The organism is Staphylococcus sp. HMSC062H10 (assembly GCF_001836945.1).
GTDB classification, from domain to species: Bacteria; Bacillota; Bacilli; order Staphylococcales; family Staphylococcaceae; genus Staphylococcus; species Staphylococcus aureus.
This window is the reverse complement of record NZ_KV830988.1, coordinates 84,383-105,617: the sequence shown is the minus strand read 5'-3', so window position 1 is coordinate 105,617 and position 21,235 is coordinate 84,383. Positions and strand designations below refer to the sequence as shown.

20 protein-coding genes and 1 pseudogene are annotated in these 21,235 nt (G+C 31.9%); 15 read left to right on the top strand and 6 right to left on the bottom strand.

Annotated features, from left to right (window positions below; translation table 11 throughout):
- The 8 genes from mnhA2 (at position 1) to HMPREF2658_RS09875 (ending at position 8,218) form a co-directional block, all read left to right on the top strand.
- Positions 1 to 2,403, top strand: a complete 2,403-nt coding sequence (gene mnhA2, locus HMPREF2658_RS09910; RefSeq protein WP_000060785.1) for a Na+/H+ antiporter Mnh2 subunit A — start codon at positions 1 to 3, stop codon at positions 2,401 to 2,403.
- The gene (mnhB2, locus tag HMPREF2658_RS09905) at positions 2,390 to 2,815 is read left to right on the top strand and encodes a Na+/H+ antiporter Mnh2 subunit B (RefSeq protein ID WP_000661909.1); all 426 of its coding nucleotides are present in this window, start codon (positions 2,390 to 2,392) and stop codon (positions 2,813 to 2,815) included. Before mnhA2 ends, mnhB2 begins: the two co-directional genes overlap by 14 nt.
- On the top strand, positions 2,812 to 3,156 hold the full coding sequence (mnhC2, locus tag HMPREF2658_RS09900) for a Na+/H+ antiporter Mnh2 subunit C (RefSeq protein ID WP_001048982.1): 345 nt from the start codon (positions 2,812 to 2,814) through the stop codon (positions 3,154 to 3,156). Before mnhB2 ends, mnhC2 begins: the two co-directional genes overlap by 4 nt.
- Positions 3,146 to 4,642: a Na+/H+ antiporter Mnh2 subunit D gene (gene mnhD2, locus HMPREF2658_RS09895; protein ID WP_000950556.1), complete on the top strand. Its 1,497-nt coding sequence runs from the start codon at positions 3,146 to 3,148 to the stop codon at positions 4,640 to 4,642. The genes mnhC2 and mnhD2 overlap by 11 nt, the downstream gene beginning before the upstream one ends.
- Entirely contained in the window at positions 4,643 to 5,125 is a 483-nt protein-coding gene (mnhE2, locus tag HMPREF2658_RS09890) for a Na+/H+ antiporter Mnh2 subunit E (RefSeq protein WP_001071971.1), read from the top strand.
- Positions 5,122 to 5,424, top strand: coding sequence for a Na+/H+ antiporter Mnh2 subunit F (mnhF2, locus tag HMPREF2658_RS09885; RefSeq protein ID WP_000616643.1), 303 nt, complete (start codon positions 5,122 to 5,124; stop codon positions 5,422 to 5,424). The genes mnhE2 and mnhF2 overlap by 4 nt, the downstream gene beginning before the upstream one ends.
- Entirely contained in the window at positions 5,399 to 5,836 is a 438-nt protein-coding gene (gene mnhG2 / locus HMPREF2658_RS09880; RefSeq protein WP_000406615.1) for a Na+/H+ antiporter Mnh2 subunit G, read from the top strand. The genes mnhF2 and mnhG2 overlap by 26 nt, the downstream gene beginning before the upstream one ends.
- A 339-nt stretch (positions 5,837 to 6,175) precedes the next feature.
- The gene (locus HMPREF2658_RS09875) at positions 6,176 to 8,218 is read left to right on the top strand and encodes a cation:proton antiporter (RefSeq protein ID WP_000402177.1); all 2,043 of its coding nucleotides are present in this window, start codon (positions 6,176 to 6,178) and stop codon (positions 8,216 to 8,218) included.
- Positions 8,219 to 9,310: 1,092 nt separating this feature from the next.
- Here the strand turns inward: HMPREF2658_RS09875 and mntC are convergent.
- The 3 genes from mntC to HMPREF2658_RS09860 are packed head-to-tail and all read right to left on the bottom strand — an operon-like array spanning position 9,311 to position 11,810.
- The gene (mntC, locus tag HMPREF2658_RS09870) at positions 9,311 to 10,240 is read right to left on the bottom strand and encodes a manganese ABC transporter substrate-binding lipoprotein MntC (protein ID WP_000737653.1); all 930 of its coding nucleotides are present in this window, start codon (positions 10,238 to 10,240) and stop codon (positions 9,311 to 9,313) included.
- On the bottom strand, positions 10,237 to 11,073 hold the full coding sequence (locus HMPREF2658_RS09865) for a metal ABC transporter permease (protein WP_000889250.1): 837 nt from the start codon (positions 11,071 to 11,073) through the stop codon (positions 10,237 to 10,239). Before HMPREF2658_RS09865 ends, mntC begins: the two co-directional genes overlap by 4 nt.
- Positions 11,067 to 11,810 carry a metal ABC transporter ATP-binding protein gene (locus HMPREF2658_RS09860; protein ID WP_000894464.1) on the bottom strand — a complete coding sequence of 248 codons (744 nt, stop codon included), beginning with the start codon at positions 11,808 to 11,810 and terminating at the stop codon, positions 11,067 to 11,069. The genes HMPREF2658_RS09865 and HMPREF2658_RS09860 overlap by 7 nt, the downstream gene beginning before the upstream one ends.
- Positions 11,811 to 11,931: 121 nt before the next feature.
- Here HMPREF2658_RS09860 and HMPREF2658_RS09855 point away from each other — a divergent pair, with 121 nt between their 5' ends.
- Positions 11,932 to 12,576 carry a metal-dependent transcriptional regulator gene (locus HMPREF2658_RS09855; protein WP_000954654.1) on the top strand — a complete coding sequence of 215 codons (645 nt, stop codon included), beginning with the start codon at positions 11,932 to 11,934 and terminating at the stop codon, positions 12,574 to 12,576.
- A gap of 79 nt (positions 12,577 to 12,655) precedes the next feature.
- Here HMPREF2658_RS09855 and HMPREF2658_RS09850 read toward each other — a convergent pair whose 3' ends face one another.
- A complete protein-coding gene (locus HMPREF2658_RS09850) occupies positions 12,656 to 13,408 on the bottom strand; it encodes a M50 family metallopeptidase (RefSeq protein ID WP_001108554.1) in 753 nt (250 codons plus the stop codon).
- A 235-nt stretch (positions 13,409 to 13,643) separates the two neighbouring features.
- Between HMPREF2658_RS09850 and tarA the strand changes: the two genes are divergently transcribed.
- Positions 13,644 to 14,408, top strand: coding sequence for an N-acetylglucosaminyldiphosphoundecaprenol N-acetyl-beta-D-mannosaminyltransferase TarA (gene tarA, locus HMPREF2658_RS09845; RefSeq protein WP_000215383.1), 765 nt, complete (start codon positions 13,644 to 13,646; stop codon positions 14,406 to 14,408).
- 59 nt (positions 14,409 to 14,467) lie between these two features.
- Here the strand turns inward: tarA and tagH are convergent, their stop codons facing one another.
- On the bottom strand, positions 14,468 to 15,262 hold the full coding sequence (gene tagH, locus HMPREF2658_RS09840; RefSeq protein ID WP_001103232.1) for a teichoic acids export ABC transporter ATP-binding subunit TagH: 795 nt from the start codon (positions 15,260 to 15,262) through the stop codon (positions 14,468 to 14,470).
- A gap of 346 nt (positions 15,263 to 15,608) precedes the next feature.
- Here tagH and tagG point away from each other — a divergent pair, with 346 nt between their 5' ends.
- The 4 genes from tagG (at position 15,609) to tagD (ending at position 19,144) form a co-directional block, all read left to right on the top strand.
- Positions 15,609 to 16,421 (top strand): teichoic acids export ABC transporter permease subunit TagG, encoded by an 813-nt coding sequence (gene tagG / locus HMPREF2658_RS09835; RefSeq protein WP_001273056.1) that lies wholly within the window; start codon positions 15,609 to 15,611, stop codon positions 16,419 to 16,421.
- Between the two features lie 100 nt (positions 16,422 to 16,521).
- Positions 16,522 to 17,625, top strand: coding sequence for a teichoic acid glycerol-phosphate primase TarB (gene tarB / locus HMPREF2658_RS09830; protein ID WP_070854383.1), 1,104 nt, complete (start codon positions 16,522 to 16,524; stop codon positions 17,623 to 17,625).
- Positions 17,622 to 18,683: a glycosyltransferase family 2 protein gene (locus HMPREF2658_RS09825; protein WP_001241203.1), complete on the top strand. Its 1,062-nt coding sequence runs from the start codon at positions 17,622 to 17,624 to the stop codon at positions 18,681 to 18,683. Before tarB ends, HMPREF2658_RS09825 begins: the two co-directional genes overlap by 4 nt.
- A gap of 62 nt (positions 18,684 to 18,745) precedes the next feature.
- Positions 18,746 to 19,144, top strand: a complete 399-nt coding sequence (gene tagD, locus HMPREF2658_RS09820) for a glycerol-3-phosphate cytidylyltransferase (protein WP_000832260.1) — start codon at positions 18,746 to 18,748, stop codon at positions 19,142 to 19,144.
- 116 nt (positions 19,145 to 19,260) lie between these two features.
- Here the strand turns inward: tagD and pbp4 are convergent, their stop codons facing one another.
- Positions 19,261 to 20,556 (bottom strand): penicillin-binding protein PBP4, encoded by a 1,296-nt coding sequence (pbp4, locus tag HMPREF2658_RS09815; protein WP_000793048.1) that lies wholly within the window; start codon positions 20,554 to 20,556, stop codon positions 19,261 to 19,263.
- A gap of 420 nt (positions 20,557 to 20,976) precedes the next feature.
- Here pbp4 and HMPREF2658_RS09810 point away from each other — a divergent pair.
- Positions 20,977 to 21,235, top strand: a pseudogene (locus tag HMPREF2658_RS09810) (ABC transporter ATP-binding protein); the annotation flags it as partial.

Sequence of the window (21,235 nt, the reverse complement as noted above, 5' to 3'; positions counted from 1 at the left end):
ATGAGTTTGGTTTATCTATTAATTGCCATACTAGTAATTATGGCGATGATATTATTAACATCTAAACGTAGAGCAATGGCTAAATATGCAGGATACATAGCGCTGACTGCACCTGTAATAGCATCTATTTATTTTTTGTTACAAGTTCCATCAGTAATTAAACAGCATTATTTGTCTGTTTCCATTCCGTGGATGACCTCATTAGATATTAATGTAGATTTACGTTTAGATGGTTTGAGTTTAATGTTTTCCCTTATTATTTCCCTTATTGGAATCGCTGTATTCTTCTATGCAACACAATATTTATCCTCTCGTAAAGATAATTTACCAAGGTTTTACTTATACTTAACGCTATTTATGTTTAGCATGCTCGGTATTGTATTAGCTGATAATACAATATTAATGTATGTGTTTTGGGAACTAACTAGCGTATCATCATTTCTATTAATTTCATATTGGTATAACAACGGAGATAGTCAATTTGGTGCGATGCAATCATTTATGATTACAGTATTTGGTGGTTTAGCATTATTAGTTGGTTTTATCATGTTGTATATCATGACAGGAACGAATAACATCACAGAGATATTAGGACAAGCAGATCTTATTAAGAACCATGCTTTATTTATCCCTATGATTATCATGTTTTTATTAGGTGCATTTACAAAGTCTGCACAATTCCCATTTCATATTTGGTTACCAAGGGCAATGGCAGCGCCTACACCTGTAAGTGCATATTTACATTCAGCCACGATGGTAAAAGCTGGTATCTTTTTATTACTTCGATTTACACCATTATTAGGTCTTAGCAATATGTACATATATATCGTCACGTTTGTTGGTTTAATAACTATGTTATTTGGCTCAATCACAGCTTTAAAACAATGGGATTTAAAAGGAATCCTAGCATACTCTACAATCAGTCAACTTGGGATGATTATGGCTATGGTGGGTATAGGTGGCGGATATGCTCAACACCAACAAGACGCAATAGCATCTATTTATGTATTTGTGTTATTTGCAGCATTGTTCCATCTTATGAATCATGCTATTTTCAAGTGTGCGCTTTTCATGGGTGTAGGGATTTTAGATCATGAAGCAGGTTCAAGGGACATACGAATTTTAAGTGGCATGCGCCAATTATTTCCAAAAATGAATCTAGTCATGACGATAGCGGCTCTATCTATGGCTGGAATACCATTTTTAAATGGATTTTTAAGTAAAGAAATGTTCCTAGATGCATTAACACAAACTGGACAATTATCCCAATTTAGTTTGATTTCAATGATAGCTATCGTGTTTGTTGGTGTTATTGCGAGTGTTTTTACATTCACATATGCACTTTACATGGTTAAAGAAGTATTTTGGACAAAATATGATTCTAAGGTTTTTACTAAAAAAAATATCCACGAACCATGGTTGTTTAGTTTACCATCTCTTTTATTAATGGGATTGATACCAATCATCTTTTTCGTGCCAAATATACTTGGGAAAGGGATTATTGTTCCTGCGTTAAGAGCTGTATCAGGTGGTAATCATCAAATTGATCAATTGGCACCACATGTTTCGCAATGGCATGGATTTAACATACCGCTTCTTTTAACCATCATCATTATTTTATTGGGTAGTGTACTAGCAATCAAAGTAGATTGGAAAAAAGTGTTCACGGGTAAAATCAGACAGATTTCAGTTTCAAAAGGGTACGAAATGGTTTACCGACAATTTGAAAAGTTTGCTACGAAGCGATTTAAACGTGTTATGCAAGATCGTTTAAACCAATACATTATTATGACTTTAGGCATATTTATGATTATCATTGGATATGGTTATATTCGAATTGGACTTCCTAAAGTACATCAGTTACATGTTTCTGAATTTGGGGCATTAGAAATTATATTAGCAATCGTAACTGTCACAATTGGTATTTCTTTAATTTTTATACGTCAACGACTGACAATGGTCATTTTAAATGGAGTCATCGGTTTTGTTGTGACTTTATTCTTTATAGCAATGAAAGCACCTGATTTAGCATTGACACAACTTGTGGTTGAAACCATTACGACGATTTTATTTATTGTTAGCTTTTCAAGATTACCCAACGTACCAAGGTCTAAAGTTAATAAAAAACGAGAAATAATTAAAATTTCAGTATCTCTTATGATGGCGCTGATTGTTGTGTCACTTATTTTCATCGCGCAACAAGCAGATGGATTGGCATTGATTTCTAATTTTTATCTTAGAGCGGATAAATTAACAGGTGGCAAAAACATTGTGAATGCGATTTTAGGAGACTTTAGAGCATTAGATACATTGTTTGAAGGTTTAGTATTAATTATTACTGGATTAGGTATTTACACATTATTAAATTACCAAGATAGGAGGGGACAAGATGAAAGAGAATGATGTCGTTTTAAGAACGGTCACGAAACTCGTTGTATTTATTTTATTGACTTTCGGATTCTACGTCTTCTTCGCTGGCCACAATAACCCAGGTGGTGGCTTTATAGGTGGTTTAATATTTAGTTCCGCGTTTATTTTAATGTTTCTAGCTTTTAATGTTGAAGAAGTATTAGAAAGCTTACCGATAGATTTTAGAATTTTAATGATTATTGGTGCATTAGTTTCATCAATTACTGCGATAATGCCAACATTTTTTGGAAAACCTTTTTTGTCGCAATATGAAACAACATTGACACTACCAATTTTAGGGCACATTCACGTAACGACAATAACACTGTTTGAATTGGGCATTTTGTTCTCGGTTGTCGGGGTTATTGTAACGGTGATGCTGTCTCTTAGTGGAGGTCGATCATGAATTTAATTTTATTACTAGTTATAGGATTTTTAGTATTTATAGGGACATATATGATATTATCTATAAATTTAATTCGTATTGTCATAGGTATTTCAATTTATACACATGCTGGTAACCTTATTATCATGAGTATGGGCACTTACGGCTCTAATAAATCAGAACCGCTGATTACAGGTGGAAATCAATTGTTTGTCGACCCACTGTTGCAAGCTATTGTATTAACTGCAATAGTTATAGGTTTTGGGATGACTGCGTTTTTACTTGTCCTCGTTTATAGAACTTATAAAGTAACTAAAGAAGACGAAATTGAAGGCTTAAGGGGGGAAGATGATGCTAAGTAACTTATTGATTTTACCAATGTTATTACCATTCCTTTGTGCCTTAATCCTAGTATTTCTAAAAAATAATGACCGTATTTCTAAATATTTATACTTAGGCACAATGACTATCACCACAATTATTTCATTAATGCTTTTAATTTATGTTCAGCGTCATCGTCCAATTACATTGGATTTTGGTGGTTGGACTGCACCATTTGGAATACAGTTTTTAGGAGATTCGTTAAGTTTAATCATGGTTACAACCGCTTCGTTTGTGATTACTTTAATTATGGCATATGGATTTGGGCGTGGCGAACATAAAGCAAATCGTTATCATTTACCTTCATTTATATTATTTTTAAGTGTTGGTGTGATAGGCTCTTTTCTAACATCAGATTTATTTAATTTATACGTCATGTTTGAAATTATGTTACTAGCGTCATTTGTACTCATTACACTTGGACAATCTGTAGAACAATTACGTGCTGCAATTATTTATGTTGTCTTGAATATTATTGGTTCATGGCTATTCTTATTAGGTATAGGTTTACTTTATAAAACAGTAGGTACATTAAACTTTTCACATATTGCAATGCGTTTGAATGACATGGGAGATAATCGCACTGTTACAATGATTTCATTAATCTTCTTAGTCGCATTTAGTGCGAAAGCAGCGCTGGTCCTTTTTATGTGGCTACCGAAAGCCTACGCTGTGTTAAATACTGAACTTGCGGCATTATTTGCAGCGTTAATGACCAAAGTGGGCGCTTATGCATTGATTCGCTTCTTTACATTATTATTTGACCAACATAATGATCTTATACATCCATTGCTAGCAACAATGGCAGCTTTAACAATGGTCATCGGCGCTATAGGTGTCATTGCTTATAAAGATATTAAAAAGATTGCAGCTTACCAAGTCATAATCTCAATAGGATTTATCATTTTAGGTTTAGGAACAAACACGTTTGCAGGTATTAATGGTGCAATATTTTATTTAGTAAATGATATTGTTGTGAAAACATTGCTATTCTTTATTATTGGTAGTTTAGTTTATATTACTGGTTATCGACAATATCAATATTTAAATGGTTTAGCGAAAAAAGAACCATTCTTTGGTGTTGCATTTATTATAATGATTTTTGCTATTGGGGGCGTACCACCATTTAGTGGTTTTCCAGGAAAAGTACTTATTTTCCAAGGTGCATTACAAAACGGTAATTATATAGGACTCACGTTAATAATCATTACTAGTTTAATTGCTATGTACAGCTTGTTTAGAATACTTTTCTATATGTATTTTGGAGATAAAGATGGCGAAGAAGTTCATTTTAAGAAAATCCCACAATATCGTAAAGGTATTTTAAGTATTTTAGTAGTTGTGGTTATCGCAATCGGGATTGCAGCGCCTGTGCTGTTAAAAATAACTAATGATGCAACAGAGCTTAATACGAACGATCAATTATATCAAAAGCTTGTTAATCCACATTTGAAAGGAGAGGAATAAATGAATCAAATTGTTTTAAATATTATCATTGCATTCTTATGGGTTTTATTTCAAGATGAAGATCATTTTAAATTCTCGACTTTCTTTTCTGGATATCTAATTGGTTTAATTGTCATTTATATATTACACAGGTTTTTCAGCGATGATTTTTATGTTAGAAAAATTTGGGTAGCTATTAAATTTTTAGGCGTTTATTTATATCAATTAATAACATCTAGCATTAGCACGATTAATTATATTCTTTTTAAAACAAAAGATATGAACCCTGGATTACTTTCATATGAAACAAGACTAACAAGTGACTGGGCAATAACATTTTTAACAATTTTAATTATTATAACTCCAGGGTCTACAGTAATACGAATTTCTCAAGACTCAAAAAAGTTTTTTATTCATAGTATCGACGTGTCTGAAAAAGAAAAAGATAGTTTGTTAAGAAGTATTAAGCATTATGAAGACTTAATATTGGAGGTGTCGCGATGATACAAACAATCACACATATTATGATTATTAGTTCACTCATTATTTTTGGAATTGCATTAATCATCTGTTTATTTAGATTAATCAAGGGACCTACAACAGCAGATCGTGTCGTTACATTTGATACAACAAGTGCTGTTGTCATGTCTATTGTGGGTGTCTTAAGTGTACTAATGGGCACCGTTTCTTTCTTAGATTCAATCATGCTCATTGCCATTATATCTTTTGTAAGTTCTGTATCGATTTCAAGATTTATTGGTGGGGGGTATGTGTTTAATGGAAATAACAAAAGAAATCTTTAGTCTTATTGCTGCTGTGATGTTGTTGTTAGGTAGTTTTATTGCTCTTATTAGTGCAATAGGTATCGTGAAATTCCAAGATGTTTTCTTAAGAAGTCATGCTGCGACAAAAAGTTCAACTTTATCCGTGTTATTAACTTTAATCGGTGTATTAATTTATTTTATTGTGAATACAGGATTTTTCAGTGTGCGTTTATTACTGTCACTTGTTTTTATTAATTTAACTTCACCCGTCGGCATGCACTTAGTCGCTCGCGCTGCTTATCGCAACGGCGCTTATATGTATCGAAAAAATGATGATCACACACATGCATCAATATTATTAAGTTCAAATGAACAAAACTCTACAGAAGCATTACAATTACGTGCTAAAAAACGAGAAGAGCATCGTAAGAAATGGTATCAAAACGATTGAAGTGTTGGCTAAATTGTTAAGCATAACAATGCTGTTGAAGATTTGTTTTCAAATTTAATCATTAAAAGAGTACTTTGAAATTGGTTAGTCGATTTTAAGGTGCTCATTTTTTGTATTATAAGTTAATGTTGTTATGTGAAAGCAAGTTGTTTATTTATACAAACAATTAGTGATAAAATAAAATTAAATAATTGCAAATTTAAGTACTGCAATCGTAGACATATATCTATATTAAAGTGCTTTTGTGGTCGCTAACTCAATTTATCCTCTAAAGTATAATTACAACGAGATGTGATACTTAATTTTCAATTAAACAATACTTTATAGAGAGGTGAAAGTTTGGAAATATTTGAAACAATTCTTATATTTATAGCTGTTGTGATACTAAGTTCGTTTGTCCATACTTTCATACCCAAAGTACCCCTAGCATTTATACAAATTTTCTTGGGCATGTTACTATTTATTACCCCAATCCCTGTTCAATTTAATTTTGATTCTGAATTGTTTATGGTAACAATGATTGCGCCTTTGTTATTTGTAGAAGGTGTTAATGTTTCTAGAGTCCATTTAAGGAAATATATTAAGCCAGTGATGATGATGGCATTAGGATTAGTCATTACTACTGTGATAGGTGTAGGTTTATTTATTCATTGGATTTGGCCAGATTTAACTATTGGAGCAGCATTTGCAATTGCTGCCATTCTTTGTCCTACTGATGCAGTAGCAGTGCAAGCAATCACTAAAGGAAAGGTCTTGCCAAAAGGAGCAATGACAATTCTTGAAGGTGAGTCATTATTGAATGATGCTGCTGGTATTATTTCATTTAAAATAGCTGTTGGAGTATTAGTTACAGGTGCTTTTTCACTTGTTGATGCTGTTCAGTTGTTTTTAATTGCATCAATTGGTGGCGCAGTGGTTGGTTTACTTATAGGTATGGCATTAGTAAGGTTCCGATTAACATTGATGCGTCGAGGATATGAAAACATTAATATGTTTACAATTATTCAATTGGTAACACCATTTGTTACGTATTTAATTGCTGAATTGTTTCACGCATCAGGAATCATTGCAGCAGTAGTTGCAGGACTTGTACATGGTTTCGAACGTGACAGAATTATGCAAGTACGTACACAACTGCAAATGAGTTACAATCATACATGGAATATACTAGGTTATGTTTTAAATGGCTTTGTTTTTTCAATATTAGGATTTTTAGTACCTGAAGTTATTATTAAAATTATCAAAACAGAACCGCACAATTTAATCTTTTTAATAGGCATCACTATTGTTGTTGCTTTAGCTGTCTATCTATTTAGATTTGTTTGGGTTTATGTGTTATATCCTTATTTTTATTTAGCCATCAGTCCATTCCAAAAAATGATGACTAAAAATGATGATGATAATCCAACGACTGAGAAACCACCAAAGCGAAGTTTATACGCTTTAATTATGACGTTATGTGGTGTGCATGGAACAATTTCTTTAGCAATCGCATTAACGTTACCGTATTTTTTAGCAGGGCATCATGCTTTTACGTATAGAAACGACTTATTATTTATTGCATCTGGTATGGTTATTATTAGTTTGGTAGTTGCGCAAGTATTATTGCCATTATTAACGAAACCTGCACCTAAAACAGTAATTGGCAATATGTCGTTTAAAGTTGCTAGAATTTATATATTAGAACAAGTTATTGATTATCTAAATCAAAAATCTACTTTCGAAACAAGTTTTAAATATGGTAATGTGATTAAAGAATATCATGATAAATTAGCATTTTTAAAAACTGTAGAGAAAGATGATGAAAACTCTAAAGAATTAGAACGTCTACAAAAAATAGCTTTTAATGTAGAAACAAAAACATTAGAGTCTTTAGTAGATGAAGGACAAATAACGAATAGTGTACTTGAAAACTATATGCGTTATGCTGAAAGAACACAAGTATATAGACAAGCATCATTAATAAGAAGAATGATTGTATTATTACGAGGTGCTTTATTAAAACGAAGAGTACAAACGAGAGTGAACTCGGCATCTTCACTTAGTGTTACGGATAACTTAATGGAATTAAATAAAATTAATAAATTAGTCCATTATAATGTGGTTAGTCGTTTGTCTAAGGAAACAACAAAAGATAATACACTTGAAGTTGGAATGGTTTGTGACGGTTATTTAATGCGAATTGAAAACTTAACACCGTCTAATTTCTTCAATTCAGCAAGTGAAGATACGATTACTAAAATTAAATTAAATGCATTGAGAGAACAACGTCGCATTTTACGTGAGTTGATTGATACAGATGAAGTATCAGAAGGTACAGCGTTAAAACTAAGAGAAGCAATCAATTATGATGAAATGGTTATTGTAGATAGTATGACGTAGTTCGTAATTATGCTAAAAGGGATTGATGAAAAACTGAATGGCTTTTCATCAATCCCTTTTATTTTAGAGAAATTGAATAGATAGTTTTAAACTATACGAATTATTAACATTTGAGATTTAATTGAAATAAGTTTTAAAAATTGGAGGAGATAGATTAATCGAAGTCATTTAAAGATGAAGATAAGTGCATTCACAAAAAATAGCCACACTCATATGACATCGGATGAGTGTGGCTTAAGGATCTATGGGGGGAGGAAACCATAGATATTTACTTTGATAGGCCAGATTAAATATCAAAGTATGCGATTATTTATAGCTTGATGCAAAAGTGGTATGCCTATTAAAAGTTACTGCACATAGCTTTTAATATTCCGTTCAAAGGAAAGGGGCATACAATTGAACAATCTGTAATAGTACTTTTAACCAGCTATGCTAAAAGTCTAGTAGGGAGAACAGTTGTCCAATCACATAAGAACCTCTAACTTCGTTAGTACGATTAAGAAAAGCTTTTTAGTTAGTATGTAATACAATTTATTGACGCGCGTGAATCTCTTTTATAAGAGTGTGTAGGGAATGGCGTTGTATAAATTGTATTAGAAGAACTTCTAACGCATCTCTGTGGTTAAAAGAGATGAAGGGAACGTCAGTTTAATCAAAACCACATAAAGCTTTTAACTTTGCTCTTTGATTCAAAGAGTGATAAATGTTTATAGTTTAATTAAAACTGCATAAGAACTTCTAGCTTTTCTCTTTCGTTCAAAGAGAAGCGGCTGTTCGCAGTTTAATTAAAACCACATAAAGCTTTTAACTTTGCTCTTTGATTCAAAGAGTGATAAATGTTTATAGTTTAATTAAAACTGCATAAGAACTTCTAGCTTTTCTCTTTCGTTCAAAGAGAAGTTCTAATACCACCATATCGTGCGATCGGGAACGGTATATATATTAATAGGAGGGTAATATATATTTAACGCACGATATGGGACTATTAGCCTTCGACTTTGTTATGTTGATGTGTGGCCTAAAATATTGGAGATACCAATATTTTAGGTTGCATCAACATCAATTCATCTTACTTCATTAAAACACAGCGTGTTATTTCATGCTTCCGTGTACAGTATCAATATTTGATTTCATCATTTTGTAGTAAGAGTCACCTTTAGTGCCTTCTTTACCGATTGAATCTGTGTACACTTCACCAAAGATATCTTTCTTCGTTTCTTCAGATAAACTTTCCATTGCTTTCTTATCAACACTTGTTTCTACTAATAAGTGTTTTAATTTGTGTTTTTTAACAAACTCAATAGCTTGTCTCATTTGTTCTGGTGTACCTTGTTTTTCAGTGTTAATTTCCCAAATATAACCTGGTGTAATACCGTATTGTTTTGAGAAGTATTTGAAGGCACCTTCACTTGTAATCATGGCACGTTGTTCTTTTGGAATGTCATTAAATTTGTCTTTACTGTCATTATTTAATTTTTCCAATTGAGCAATGTATTTGTTACCTTGCTTTTCATAATCTGCTTTATGTTTTTTGTCGTTATCGATAAATGTTTGTTGAATTGTTTTTACGTATTTAATACCGTTATCTAAACTTAACCATGCGTGTGGATCTTGTTTATCTTTGTTGCCTTCTTCACCGTTTAAATAGATAGGTTTAACATCTTTTGATACTGCGATAACTTTTTTATCTTTTAATGATTTACCAGCCTGTTCTAAGGCTTTTTCAAACCAACCGTTACCAGTCTCTAAATTTAATCCGTTGTATAAAATAACGTCAGCGTCAGTTAACTTTTTAATATCTTTAGGTTTAACTTCATATTCATGAGGATCTTGACCAACAGGTACAATACTATGAATATCGACGTTGTCTCCACCAACATTTTTAGCCATATCATATAAAATTGAATTCGTCGTTACTACTTTTAGTTTGCCATTTGACTTATCACTGCTTTGTTTACCACCAGTACCACATGCAGCAACTAAAAGTAATAAGGCTAATAATAAAGGTACTAATTTTTTCATGTTAAACTTCCTCGTTTCTTTCTATTCGTAAATTTTGTGAAAAATAATGTGATGATATAAATTACAAACGTACAAAGTACGATTGTTGCACCACTAGGAATGTTGTAAATATAGCTGTAATAAAGTCCGACAATTGAACTTATGACACTTATTAAACTTGCTATAATCATCATTGAGTATAGTTTTTTACTAATTAAAAATGCTGTAGATGCAGGTGTAATTAATAATGCAACTACAAGAATAATACCTACCGTTTGAATACTTGCTACTGTTACTAATGAGAGTAACAACATCACAAAGTAATGTAATAACGTCGTATTTAGACCACTCATTCTACTAAACGTTGGATCGAATGTAGAAATCATTAATGGACGATAGAAAATAATAATTAGAATAAGGACGATTGAACCAATCACAATAGTTGTTAAAAATGCACTATTTGTGATTGCCAGTAAATTACCAAACAGAATATGGTACAAATCTGTCGTAGTGTTTATTAAGCTAATAATAATAATCCCCGAAGCTAAGAAAGCGGTAAAACTAATTCCAATAGCGGCGTCAGGTTTCGTTTTACTACTAGATGTGATATAACCGATAAAAATACTTGCGATCATACCAGTTATAAGTGCGCCTATAAACATTGGAATACCAAATAAGAATGATAAGGCAACGCCAGGTAATACTGCGTGACTCATTGCATCTCCCATTAATGAAAGACCACGTAATACAATTAAACTACCAACTGTACCACAAACTATCCCTACAATAATTGAAGTTATCAATGCTCGATTCAAGAATTGATATGTAAATAAATGTTCGACAAACTCTAACATGTTATATTGCTCCTTTGACTAGGGTCACTACAGTCAGTGCTACTCATAAATGTTTCGTTTAAGCGAGTGACACTCATAGCCTCTTCACTATCACCAAAGTATCGTAATGTTTGATTTAATAGAATAATGCGATCAAAGTATTGCTTTGCTTTTGATAGATCATGGTGGATGATAAGAATAAGTTTTCCTTGTTGTTTTAAGTTCTCGATTTTTGTCATGATTAATTTTTCGCTACTAAAATCAATTCCGACAAACGGCTCATCTAGAAAATAAACTTCACTTTCGGACATCAATGCTCTTGCTACTAGCACACGTTGTAATTGTCCACCACTTAATTCTGAAATTTGTCGATGACGTAAAGATTCTAATTCTAAATCGCTTAATAACTGTTTGAGTTTATCCCTTGCTGATTTATTAGGTCGTCTAAACCATCCAATTTCTTTGTAGCAACCTGATAAAATCACTTGTTCCACACTTATAGGAAAATCTAAATCAATATGTGCTTTTTGTGGAATATATGTAATATGTTGCAGTTGTTGTTGTATAGGTTTGTTATATAACAATTTAGTACCGGTAGCATTAAATTCACCAATTAAAGACTTGATAAGGGAAGATTTACCAGCACCATTCGGGCCCATGATACCAATTATTTCGCCGCGTACTGGTATCGATAAGGAAATGTTTTTAAGTACATGCTTATTACCTAAAAACAGATTTAAATCTTTTGTTTCTAACAAACGTTTATACCTCCTAATTAAAAGTTTAGGCTAACCTAATTAATTGTATAATAAACTGAGAATATTTATCATGTCAAGTAAATTCGTGATATAATATAGACAATGTATGTGAGGTGAAAGTATGTTAACTGAAGAAAAAGAGGACTATTTAAAGGCAATCCTTACGAATAATGGCGATAAAAATTTTGTGACAAATAAAATCCTATCTCAATTTTTAAATATTAAGCCTCCATCTGTAAGTGAAATGGTAGGGCGTCTTGAAAAAGCAGGCTATGTTGAAACAAAACCGTACAAAGGTGTTAGATTAACAGAGGATGGTTTAACGCATACGCTTGATATCATTAAGAGACATCGACTATTAGAATTATTTTTAATAGAAATATTGAAATATAATTGGGAAGAAGTACATCAAGAAGCAGAAATTTTAGAACATCGAATTTCAGATTTATTTGTTGAAAGGCTTGATAGCTTGTTAAATTTCCCAGAAACTTGCCCGCACGGCGGTGTGATTCCTAGAAATAATGAATATAAAGAGAAATATATAACAACGATATTGAATTATGAACCTGGCGATATCGTTACAATCAAACGTGTGAGAGATAAGACTGATTTGCTAATATATTTGTCTAGTAAAGATATCTCTATTGGTAATGAAGTAGAAATTGTATCGAAAGATGAAATGAATAAAGTAATTATTATCAAACGTAATGATAATGTAATTATTGTCAGTTACGAAAATGCAATGAACATGTTTGCTGAAAAATAAAATAAAGAAGCCATAAAGATATCCATGATTGTACTGATAAAGACATATGGATCATTGCTTTAGGCTTCTTTTTTATTAGTTAATTTATCAAGTGAGTATATTTGAGTAAAATATTCACTGCATAAAGATTGAAGATAATCCAGATTGTACTATAAATGAAGATAGGTACATGACTGAGTTCTTTAAGTGCACTACCATCCCACTGTGGACTCGGACGCTGGAAAGTCAATTTAGCAATCGTCCAACTAGATTGTAGAACTTCGCCTAATAATACACCTAAAATATATTGATAACTCATTGTGACAAGTAGTTGAATTTCTACTATATTTTCATCTTTTAATATAAAATACAACATGATAGAAATTAAAGTTATAACAACAATGGGTGAGCCTTTTCTAGATGTTAAAATTAAAAAATAAATAAATATCAATAAATAGGTAAATATAAAGAAACTAGGTATCTGATAATGGCTCGACGCTAGACCAATCAATAACATAATAGGTGGCATAAAATAACCACCAATCGTTGTAAGCCATTGGCCTGCTAGATGTCTAGATTGTGTAATTGCGAATCCTTGTTGTAATGTCTGTTGTCGCTCTCGTGGGCTTGTTACAATGACTAAATCTTTTGCACGGCCACCAGCGAGTTTATTAAACAGTACATGACCAAATTCATGTGTTAAAACAGGGATATAGTTTAAAATGACATCTAAATAGTTCAAAACAGGCTTATGTCTATATTGATGAATAGCAATATAACAAGCTGCAACAATAACGATAACGTATATATTAAGTTGAATTGTCGTATTAAAAAAGTTGGATAAATAATTCATTGTTAACCTCATATAAGATATTAATTTAAAGTTTGCTTATCACTTATTATAAATGATATTGGCATCAATAGCGTTAGACTTTAGACTTACCCTAGTTAAACTAATTTTAATTTTTGAAAAGGTGAATATGTGTTAAAATAAAGCAAAATCATTTCGATATAAATAGGATGAATATAAATACTGTTAATATTGATTACACTAACATAATAATGAAATAAGATAGGAGATTCCTGTTATGACTGTTGAAGAAAGATCCAATACAGCCAAAGTTGACATTTTAGGGGTCGATTTTGATAATACAACAATGTTGCAAATGGTTGAAAATATTAAAACCTTTTTTGCAAATCAATCAACGAATAATCTTTTTATAGTAACAGCCAACCCTGAAATAGTGAATTACGCGACGACACATCAAGCGTATTTAGAGTTAATAAATCAAGCGAGCTATATTGTTGCTGATGGGACAGGAGTAGTCAAAGCTTCGCATCGTTTAAAGCAACCTCTAGCGCATCGTATACCTGGTATTGAGTTGATGGATGAATGTTTGAAAATTGCTCATGTAAATCATCAAAAAGTATTTTTGCTAGGGGCAACTAATGAAGTTGTAGAAGCGGCACAATATGCATTGCAACAAAGATATCCAAACATATCGTTTGCGCATCATCACGGTTATATTGATTTAGAAGATGAGACGGTAGTGAAACGAATTGAACTGTTTAAACCTGATTACATATTTGTAGGTATGGGATTCCCTAAACAAGAAGAATGGATTATGACACATGAAAACCAATTTGAATCTACAGTGATGATGGGCGTAGGTGGTTCTCTTGAAGTATTTGCAGGGGCTAAAAAGAGAGCACCTTATATCTTTAGAAAATTAAACATTGAATGGATATATAGAGCATTAATAGATTGGAAACGTATTGGTAGATTAAAGAGTATTCCTATATTTATGTATAAAATAGCCAAAGCAAAAAGAAAAATAAAAAAGGCGAAATAATCATGATGACAAAAATAAAACCGAGGAAATCCTTAAATGGAGATTCTCGGTTTTTTAGTTTATTTAATAACGAAGCGGGACTCATCGAGTTTGTTTCTAAATTCTTTTTGTTCGGCTTTGGATTTCTTTTTAAAATCGTTTAGGAAAGCTTCATATTTAGGTAATACATCATCAAGTTCACCGTAATCTTTTAACTTTCCACCTTCAATCCAAGCAATCTTAGTACAAAATTGTCTCACTTGGCCTAAGTTATGACTAACGAAAAAGATGGTTTTGTTTTGCTCTTTAAACTCGTAAATTTTATCTAAACATTTTTGTGCAAAAGTTTGGTCACCTACAGATAAAGCTTCGTCAATGACTAAGATATCTGGATTAACTGTGATATTAATTGAAAAACCAAGTTTTGCACGCATACCACTTGAATACTTTTTAACTGGTTGATAGATAAACTCACCAAGTTCACTAAATTCAATAATCTTAGGTGTCATCGCTTTAATTTCTTTTCGCTTAAAGCCCATACATAACATTTTAAATTCGATATTTTCAATCCCTGTAAGTTGTCCACTCAAGCCAGCACTAATTGCGATAACGCTGACTTCACCATTACGATCCACTTTTCCAACAGTAGGCGACAAAGAACCGCCAATGATATTGCTCAACGTTGATTTGCCGGAACCATTAATGCCAACAAGTCCTATGACGTCACCTTCATATGCTTTTAAACTAATGTCATCTAAAGCGAAAAATGTTTTGTTTTTATGTTTGGGAATGAGCGCATCTTTCATACGTTCTTTATTTGTACGATAAATACGATATTCTTTTGTTACATTTTTAATGTTTACCGAAACGTTCATTTGTAGACCTTCCTTATTCACATTTATCTAGATTATAATATACTACTCAACAGTTGTTAAATTTTAAAACCTGTTGTAAAGTGTATAGAAGATTTTGTTATTATCAGAGTTGGTGTTTTGACACAAAATGTTAATCATCAATGATAACAATGATATTTAAAAACTAAACTTATTTCAACTTACATGATTGTATACTATAATGTATTTGTAATAAACTAATATTTTAAAGAACTAGACAATAATTTTGATAGCATCCATGTATAGTGATAGTATTTACAACAATTATTATAATACTATTTAGTTAAGTAGAGAAATAGTTAAACATTTGAAAGTGTGGTTTAATGGAATGTCAGCAATAGGAACAGTTTTTAAAGAACATGTAAAGAACTTTTATTTAATTCAAAGACTGGCTCAGTTTCAAGTTAAAATTATCAATCATAGTAACTATTTAGGTGTGGCATGGGAATTAATTAACCCTGTTATGCAAATTATGGTTTACTGGATGGTTTTTGGATTAGGAATAAGAAGTAATGCACCAATTCATGGTGTACCTTTTGTTTATTGGTTATTGGTTGGTATCAGTATGTGGTTCTTCATCAACCAAGGTATTTTAGAAGGTACTAAAGCAATTACACAAAAGTTTAATCAAGTATCGAAAATGAACTTCCCGTTATCGATAATACCGACATATATTGTGACAAGTAGATTTTATGGACATTTAGGCTTACTTTTACTTGTGATAATTGCATGTATGTTTACGGGTATTTATCCATCAATACATATCATTCAATTATTGATATATGTACCGTTTTGTTTTTTCTTAACTGCCTCGGTGACGTTATTAACATCAACACTCGGTGTGTTAGTTAGAGATACACAAATGTTAATGCAAGCAATATTAAGAATATTATTTTACTTTTCACCAATTTTGTGGCTACCAAAGAACCATGGTATCAGTGGTTTAATTCATGAAATAATGAAATATAATCCAGTTTACTTTATTGCTGAATCATACCGTGCAGCAATTTTATATCACGAATGGTATTTCATGGATCATTGGAAATTAATGTTATACAATTTCGGTATTGTTGCCATTTTCTTTGCAATTGGTGCGTACTTACACATGAAATATAGAGATCAATTTGCAGACTTCTTGTAATATATTTATATGACGAAACCCCGCTAACCATTAATAAATGGAAGTGGGGTTCATTTTTGTTTATAATTTAAGTAAATAACATATATTAAGTTGGTGTATTATGAACGTTTTAATAAAGAAATTTTATCATTTGGTAGTTCGAATACTTTCTAAAATGATTACGCCTCAATTGATTGATAAACCGCATATCGTATTTATGATGACTTTTACAGAAGATATTAAGCCTATCATCAAAGCATTAAATAATTCGTCGTATCAGAAAACTGTTTTAACAACACCAAAACAAGCGCCTTATTTATCTGAACTTAGCGACGATGTTGATGTGATAGAAATGACTAATCGAACATTGGTAAAACAAATTAAGGCTTTGAAAAGCGCGCAGATGATTATTATCGATAATTATTACCTATTACTAGGTGGATATAATAAGACTTCTAATCAACACATTGTTCAAACGTGGCATGCAAGTGGTGCATTAAAAAACTTTGGCTTAACAGATCATCAAGTCGATGTGTCTGACAAGGCAATGGTTCAGCAGTACCGTAAAGTTTATCAAGCGACGGATTTTTACTTAGTGGGTTGTGAACAAATGGCTCAATGTTTTAAACAGTCTTTAGGTGCAACAGAAGAGCAAATGTTGTATTTTGGGCTTCCGAGAATTAATAAATATTACACAGCTGATAGAGCAACGGTTAAGGCAGAGTTAAAGGATAAATATGGCATTACAAATAAGTTGGCATTATATGTACCAACATATAGAGAAGATAAAGCAGATAATAGGGCTATTGATAAAGCTTATTTTGAAAAATGTTTACCAGGATATACACTGATTAATAAACTACATCCATCAATTGAACATTCAGACATTGATGATGTATCTTCAATCGACACGTCTACATTAATGCTAATGTCAGATATAATTATTAGCGACTATAGTTCGCTGCCAATAGAAGCTAGCTTGTTAGATATCCCAACTATATTTTATGTGTATGATGAAGGAACATATGATAAGGTGAGAGGCCTGAATCAATTTTACAAAGCAATACCGGATAGCTACAAAGTGTATACTGAAGAGGATTTAATAATGACGATACAAGAAAAAGAACATCTATTAAGTCCATTATTTAAAGATTGGCATAAGTATAATACTGATAAAAGTTTACATCAGCTCACAGAATATATAGATAAGATGATGACAAAATGAGGCTTACGATAATCATACCTACATGTAATAATGAGGCAACAATTCGACAATTGTTAATATCTATTGAGAGTAAAGAACACTATAGAATCCTTTGTATTGATGGTGGTTCTACTGATCAAACAATTTCTATGATTGAAAGGTTACAAAGAGAACTCAAGCATATTTCATTAATACAATTACAAAATGCTTCGATAGCTACGTGTATTAATAAAGGTTTGATGGAAATCAAAATGACAGATCCACATGATAGTGACGCATTTATGGTCATAAATCCAACATCAATCGTATTGCCAGGTAAATTAGATAGGCTAACTGCAGCATTCAAAAATAATGATAATATTGATATGGTAATAGGGCAGCGAGCTTACAATTACCATGGTGAATGGAAATTGAAAAGTTCTGATGAGTTTATTAAAGACAATCGAATCGTTACATTAACGGAACAACCAGATTTGTTATCAATGATGTCTTTTGACGGAAAGTTATTCAGTGCTAAATTTGCTGAATTACAGTGTGACGAAACTTTAGCTAACACTTATAATCACGAAATACTTGTCAAAGCGATGCAAAAAGCTACGGATATACATTTAGTTTCACAGATGATTGTCGGAGATAACGATATAGATATACATGCTACAAGTAACAATGAGGATTTTAATAGATATATCACAGAAATTATGAAAATAAGACAACGAGTCATGGAAATGTTACTATTACCTGAACAAAGGCTATTATATAGTGATATGGCTGATCGTATTTTATTCAATAATTCATTAAAATATTATATGAATGAACACCCAGCAGTAACGCACACGACAATTCAACTCGTAAAAGACTATATTATGTCTATGCAGCATTCTGATTATGTATCACAAAATATGTTTGACATTATAAATACAGTTGAATTTATTGGTGAGAATTGGGATAGAGAAATATACGAATTGTGGCGACAAACATTAATTCAAGTGGGCATTAATAGGCCGACTTATAAAAGATTCTTGATACAACTTAAAGGGAGAAAGTTTGCACATCGAACAAAATCAATGTTAAAACGTTAACGTGTACATTGATGACCATAAACTGCATTCCTATGATGTGACAATATGAGGAGGATAACTTAATGAAACGTGTAATAACATATGGCACATATGACTTACTTCACTATGGTCATATCGAATTGCTTCGTCGTGCAAGAGAGATGGGCGATTATTTAATAGTAGCATTATCAACAGATGAATTTAATCAAATTAAACATAAAAAATCTTATTATGATTATGAACAACGAAAAATGATGCTTGAATCAATACGCTATGTCGATTTAGTCATTCCAGAAAAGGGCTGGGGACAAAAAGAAGACGATGTCGAAAAATTTGATGTAGATGTTTTTGTTATGGGACATGACTGGGAAGGTGAATTCGACTTCTTAAAGGATAAATGTGAAGTCATTTATTTAAAACGTACAGAAGGCATTTCGACGACTAAAATCAAACAAGAATTATATGGTAAAGATGCTAAATAAATTATATAGAACTATCGATACTAAACGATAAATTAACTTAGGTTATTATAAAATAAATATAAAACGGACAAGTTTCGCAGCTTTATAATGTGCAACTTGTCCGTTTTTAGTATATTTTATTTTATTTTTCTAAATAAACGATTGATTATCATATGAACAATTAGTGCTAATCCAGCGACTAGGCATGCACCACCAATGATAGTGAATAATGGATGTTCTGCCCACATACTTTTAGCAACAGTATTTGCCTTTTGAATAATTGGCTGATGAAATTCTACAGTTGGAGGTCCATAATCTTTATTAATAAATTCTCTTGGATAGTCCGCGTGTACTTTACCATCTTCGACTACAAGTTTATAATCTTTTTTACTAAAATCACTTGGTAAAACATCGTAGAGATCATTTTCAACATAATATTTCTTACCATTTATCCTTTGCTCACCTTTAGACAATATTTTTACATATTTATACTGATCAAATGAACGTTCCATTAATGCATTCCCCATCATATTACGTTGCTTCTCGCCACCAAGGTTTTTATAGTCTCCTGCACCCATGATAACTTGATTAATTCTAAATTTACCTCGTTTAGTAGTAATCGTATGGTTGTAATTTGCTGTATCACTTGATCCAGTTTTTAAACCATCTGTACCAGGCAAACTCATTTTTGCACCTTCCAATGAAAAGTTGAATGTGTAATACGTAACTGCATGCGTTGTTGGTGCTAACTGCTTTGTAAAGTCTAATATTTTAGGTGTCTCTTTAATCACGTGTAAATCTAAAATGGCAAAGTCTCTAGCGGTCGTTACAGTACGTTCTTGGTCTTTATACTTTGTTGGTGCAAATGTACGTAATCTTGAATTTTCAGCACCCGTTGGATTGACGAAATGTGTATTTTTCATTCCGATAGCTTTAGCTTTGTTATTCATTAAATCAACGAAATCGCTGGTGTTTTTTGATACCTTCTTAGCTAAAATTAATGCCGCGGCATTACTAGAATTAGATACTGTAATTTGTAATAGGTCTGCGATTGTCCATACTTGTCCAGGATATAGTTTCGTATTACTCAACTCAGGTAGTGTAGACATAATATATTCTTTGTTCGTCATTGTGACTGTGTCATCAAGTGAAAGCTGCCCCTTATTTACAGCTTCCAATGTTAAGTACATTGTCATTAATTTAGTCATAGACGCTGGATTCCACTTAGTATCGATATTGTATTGATACAGTAATTGTCCAGTTTGACTAACATTAACAGCACTCGTCGGTTCGTATGCAGCCGACAAACCTGCATAACCATATTGATTTGCTGCTTGTACAGGGGTTACGTCACTGTTAGCAGCTTGTGCATATGGTGTCATAATACTTAATGTTAAACATAAAATGATGATAATAGATATTAAATTTTTCATAAAGCGTTAATCTTCCCTTTTCCAATTCTTAAATATTCCCTAAAAGCAATGGTCATTCCTAATTACGGAAATCATTGCTAATTCACTTCACCTTAATTAAATTGTTGAAAATAAAGTTTTCTGCAGTTAATTTGAAAAATAATGCAAATATATTACGTGCGTAGCTAAAGGTGTTATAATGTTTGTACGAAGAGCAAACTTACTCAAAAGCGATTAATTTTCATGTTTTAATATAAAGACTTTGAGAAGTTATTACAAAAAATGCAATAGAAATATTCTATCATATAAATGTTATGAGCGGTATTTTGGGGCAATACTTTATTTGATTTTTAAAGTTTTGTTGGGAGAAAGTATATGATAGAAATGCATGTATCTATCTAAATGAATTAACTATAAATTTCAAACAGAAGAGGTAAAACTATGAAACGAGAAAATCCATTGTTTTTCTTATTTAAAAAACTATCATGGCCAGTGGGTCTTATCGTTGCAGCTATCACTATTTCATCACTAGGGAGCTTAAGTGGACTATTAGTGCCACTGTTTACTGGACGAATTGTAGATAAATTTTCCGTGAGCCATATCAATTGGAATCTAATCGCATTATTTGGTGGTATTTTTGTCATCAATGCTTTATTAAGCGGATTAGGTTTATATTTATTAAGTAAAATTGGTGAAAAAA

Bases quoted from the DNA above. Each gene is read 5' to 3' on its own strand.
- mnhA2 (WP_000060785.1), top strand. From the start codon at position 1: ATGAGTTTGGTTTATCTATTAATTGCCATACTAGTAATTATGGCGATG.
- mnhB2 (WP_000661909.1), top strand. From the start codon at position 2,390: ATGAAAGAGAATGATGTCGTTTTAAGAACGGTCACGAAACTCGTTGTA.
- mnhC2 (WP_001048982.1), top strand. From the start codon at position 2,812: ATGAATTTAATTTTATTACTAGTTATAGGATTTTTAGTATTTATAGGG.
- mnhD2 (WP_000950556.1), top strand. From the start codon at position 3,146: ATGCTAAGTAACTTATTGATTTTACCAATGTTATTACCATTCCTTTGT.
- mnhE2 (WP_001071971.1), top strand. From the start codon at position 4,643: ATGAATCAAATTGTTTTAAATATTATCATTGCATTCTTATGGGTTTTA.
- mnhF2 (WP_000616643.1), top strand. From the start codon at position 5,122: ATGATACAAACAATCACACATATTATGATTATTAGTTCACTCATTATT.
- mnhG2 (WP_000406615.1), top strand. From the start codon at position 5,399: ATGGAAATAACAAAAGAAATCTTTAGTCTTATTGCTGCTGTGATGTTG.
- mntC (WP_000737653.1), bottom strand. From the start codon at position 10,240: ATGAAAAAATTAGTACCTTTATTATTAGCCTTATTACTTTTAGTTGCT.
- HMPREF2658_RS09865 (WP_000889250.1), bottom strand. From the start codon at position 11,073: ATGTTAGAGTTTGTCGAACATTTATTTACATATCAATTCTTGAATCGA.
- HMPREF2658_RS09855 (WP_000954654.1), top strand. From the start codon at position 11,932: ATGTTAACTGAAGAAAAAGAGGACTATTTAAAGGCAATCCTTACGAAT.
- HMPREF2658_RS09850 (WP_001108554.1), bottom strand. From the start codon at position 13,408: ATGAATTATTTATCCAACTTTTTTAATACGACAATTCAACTTAATATA.
- tarA (WP_000215383.1), top strand. From the start codon at position 13,644: ATGACTGTTGAAGAAAGATCCAATACAGCCAAAGTTGACATTTTAGGG.
- tagH (WP_001103232.1), bottom strand. From the start codon at position 15,262: ATGAACGTTTCGGTAAACATTAAAAATGTAACAAAAGAATATCGTATT.
- tagG (WP_001273056.1), top strand. From the start codon at position 15,609: ATGTCAGCAATAGGAACAGTTTTTAAAGAACATGTAAAGAACTTTTAT.
- tarB (WP_070854383.1), top strand. From the start codon at position 16,522: ATGAACGTTTTAATAAAGAAATTTTATCATTTGGTAGTTCGAATACTT.
- HMPREF2658_RS09825 (WP_001241203.1), top strand. From the start codon at position 17,622: ATGAGGCTTACGATAATCATACCTACATGTAATAATGAGGCAACAATT.
- tagD (WP_000832260.1), top strand. From the start codon at position 18,746: ATGAAACGTGTAATAACATATGGCACATATGACTTACTTCACTATGGT.
- pbp4 (WP_000793048.1), bottom strand. From the start codon at position 20,556: ATGAAAAATTTAATATCTATTATCATCATTTTATGTTTAACATTAAGT.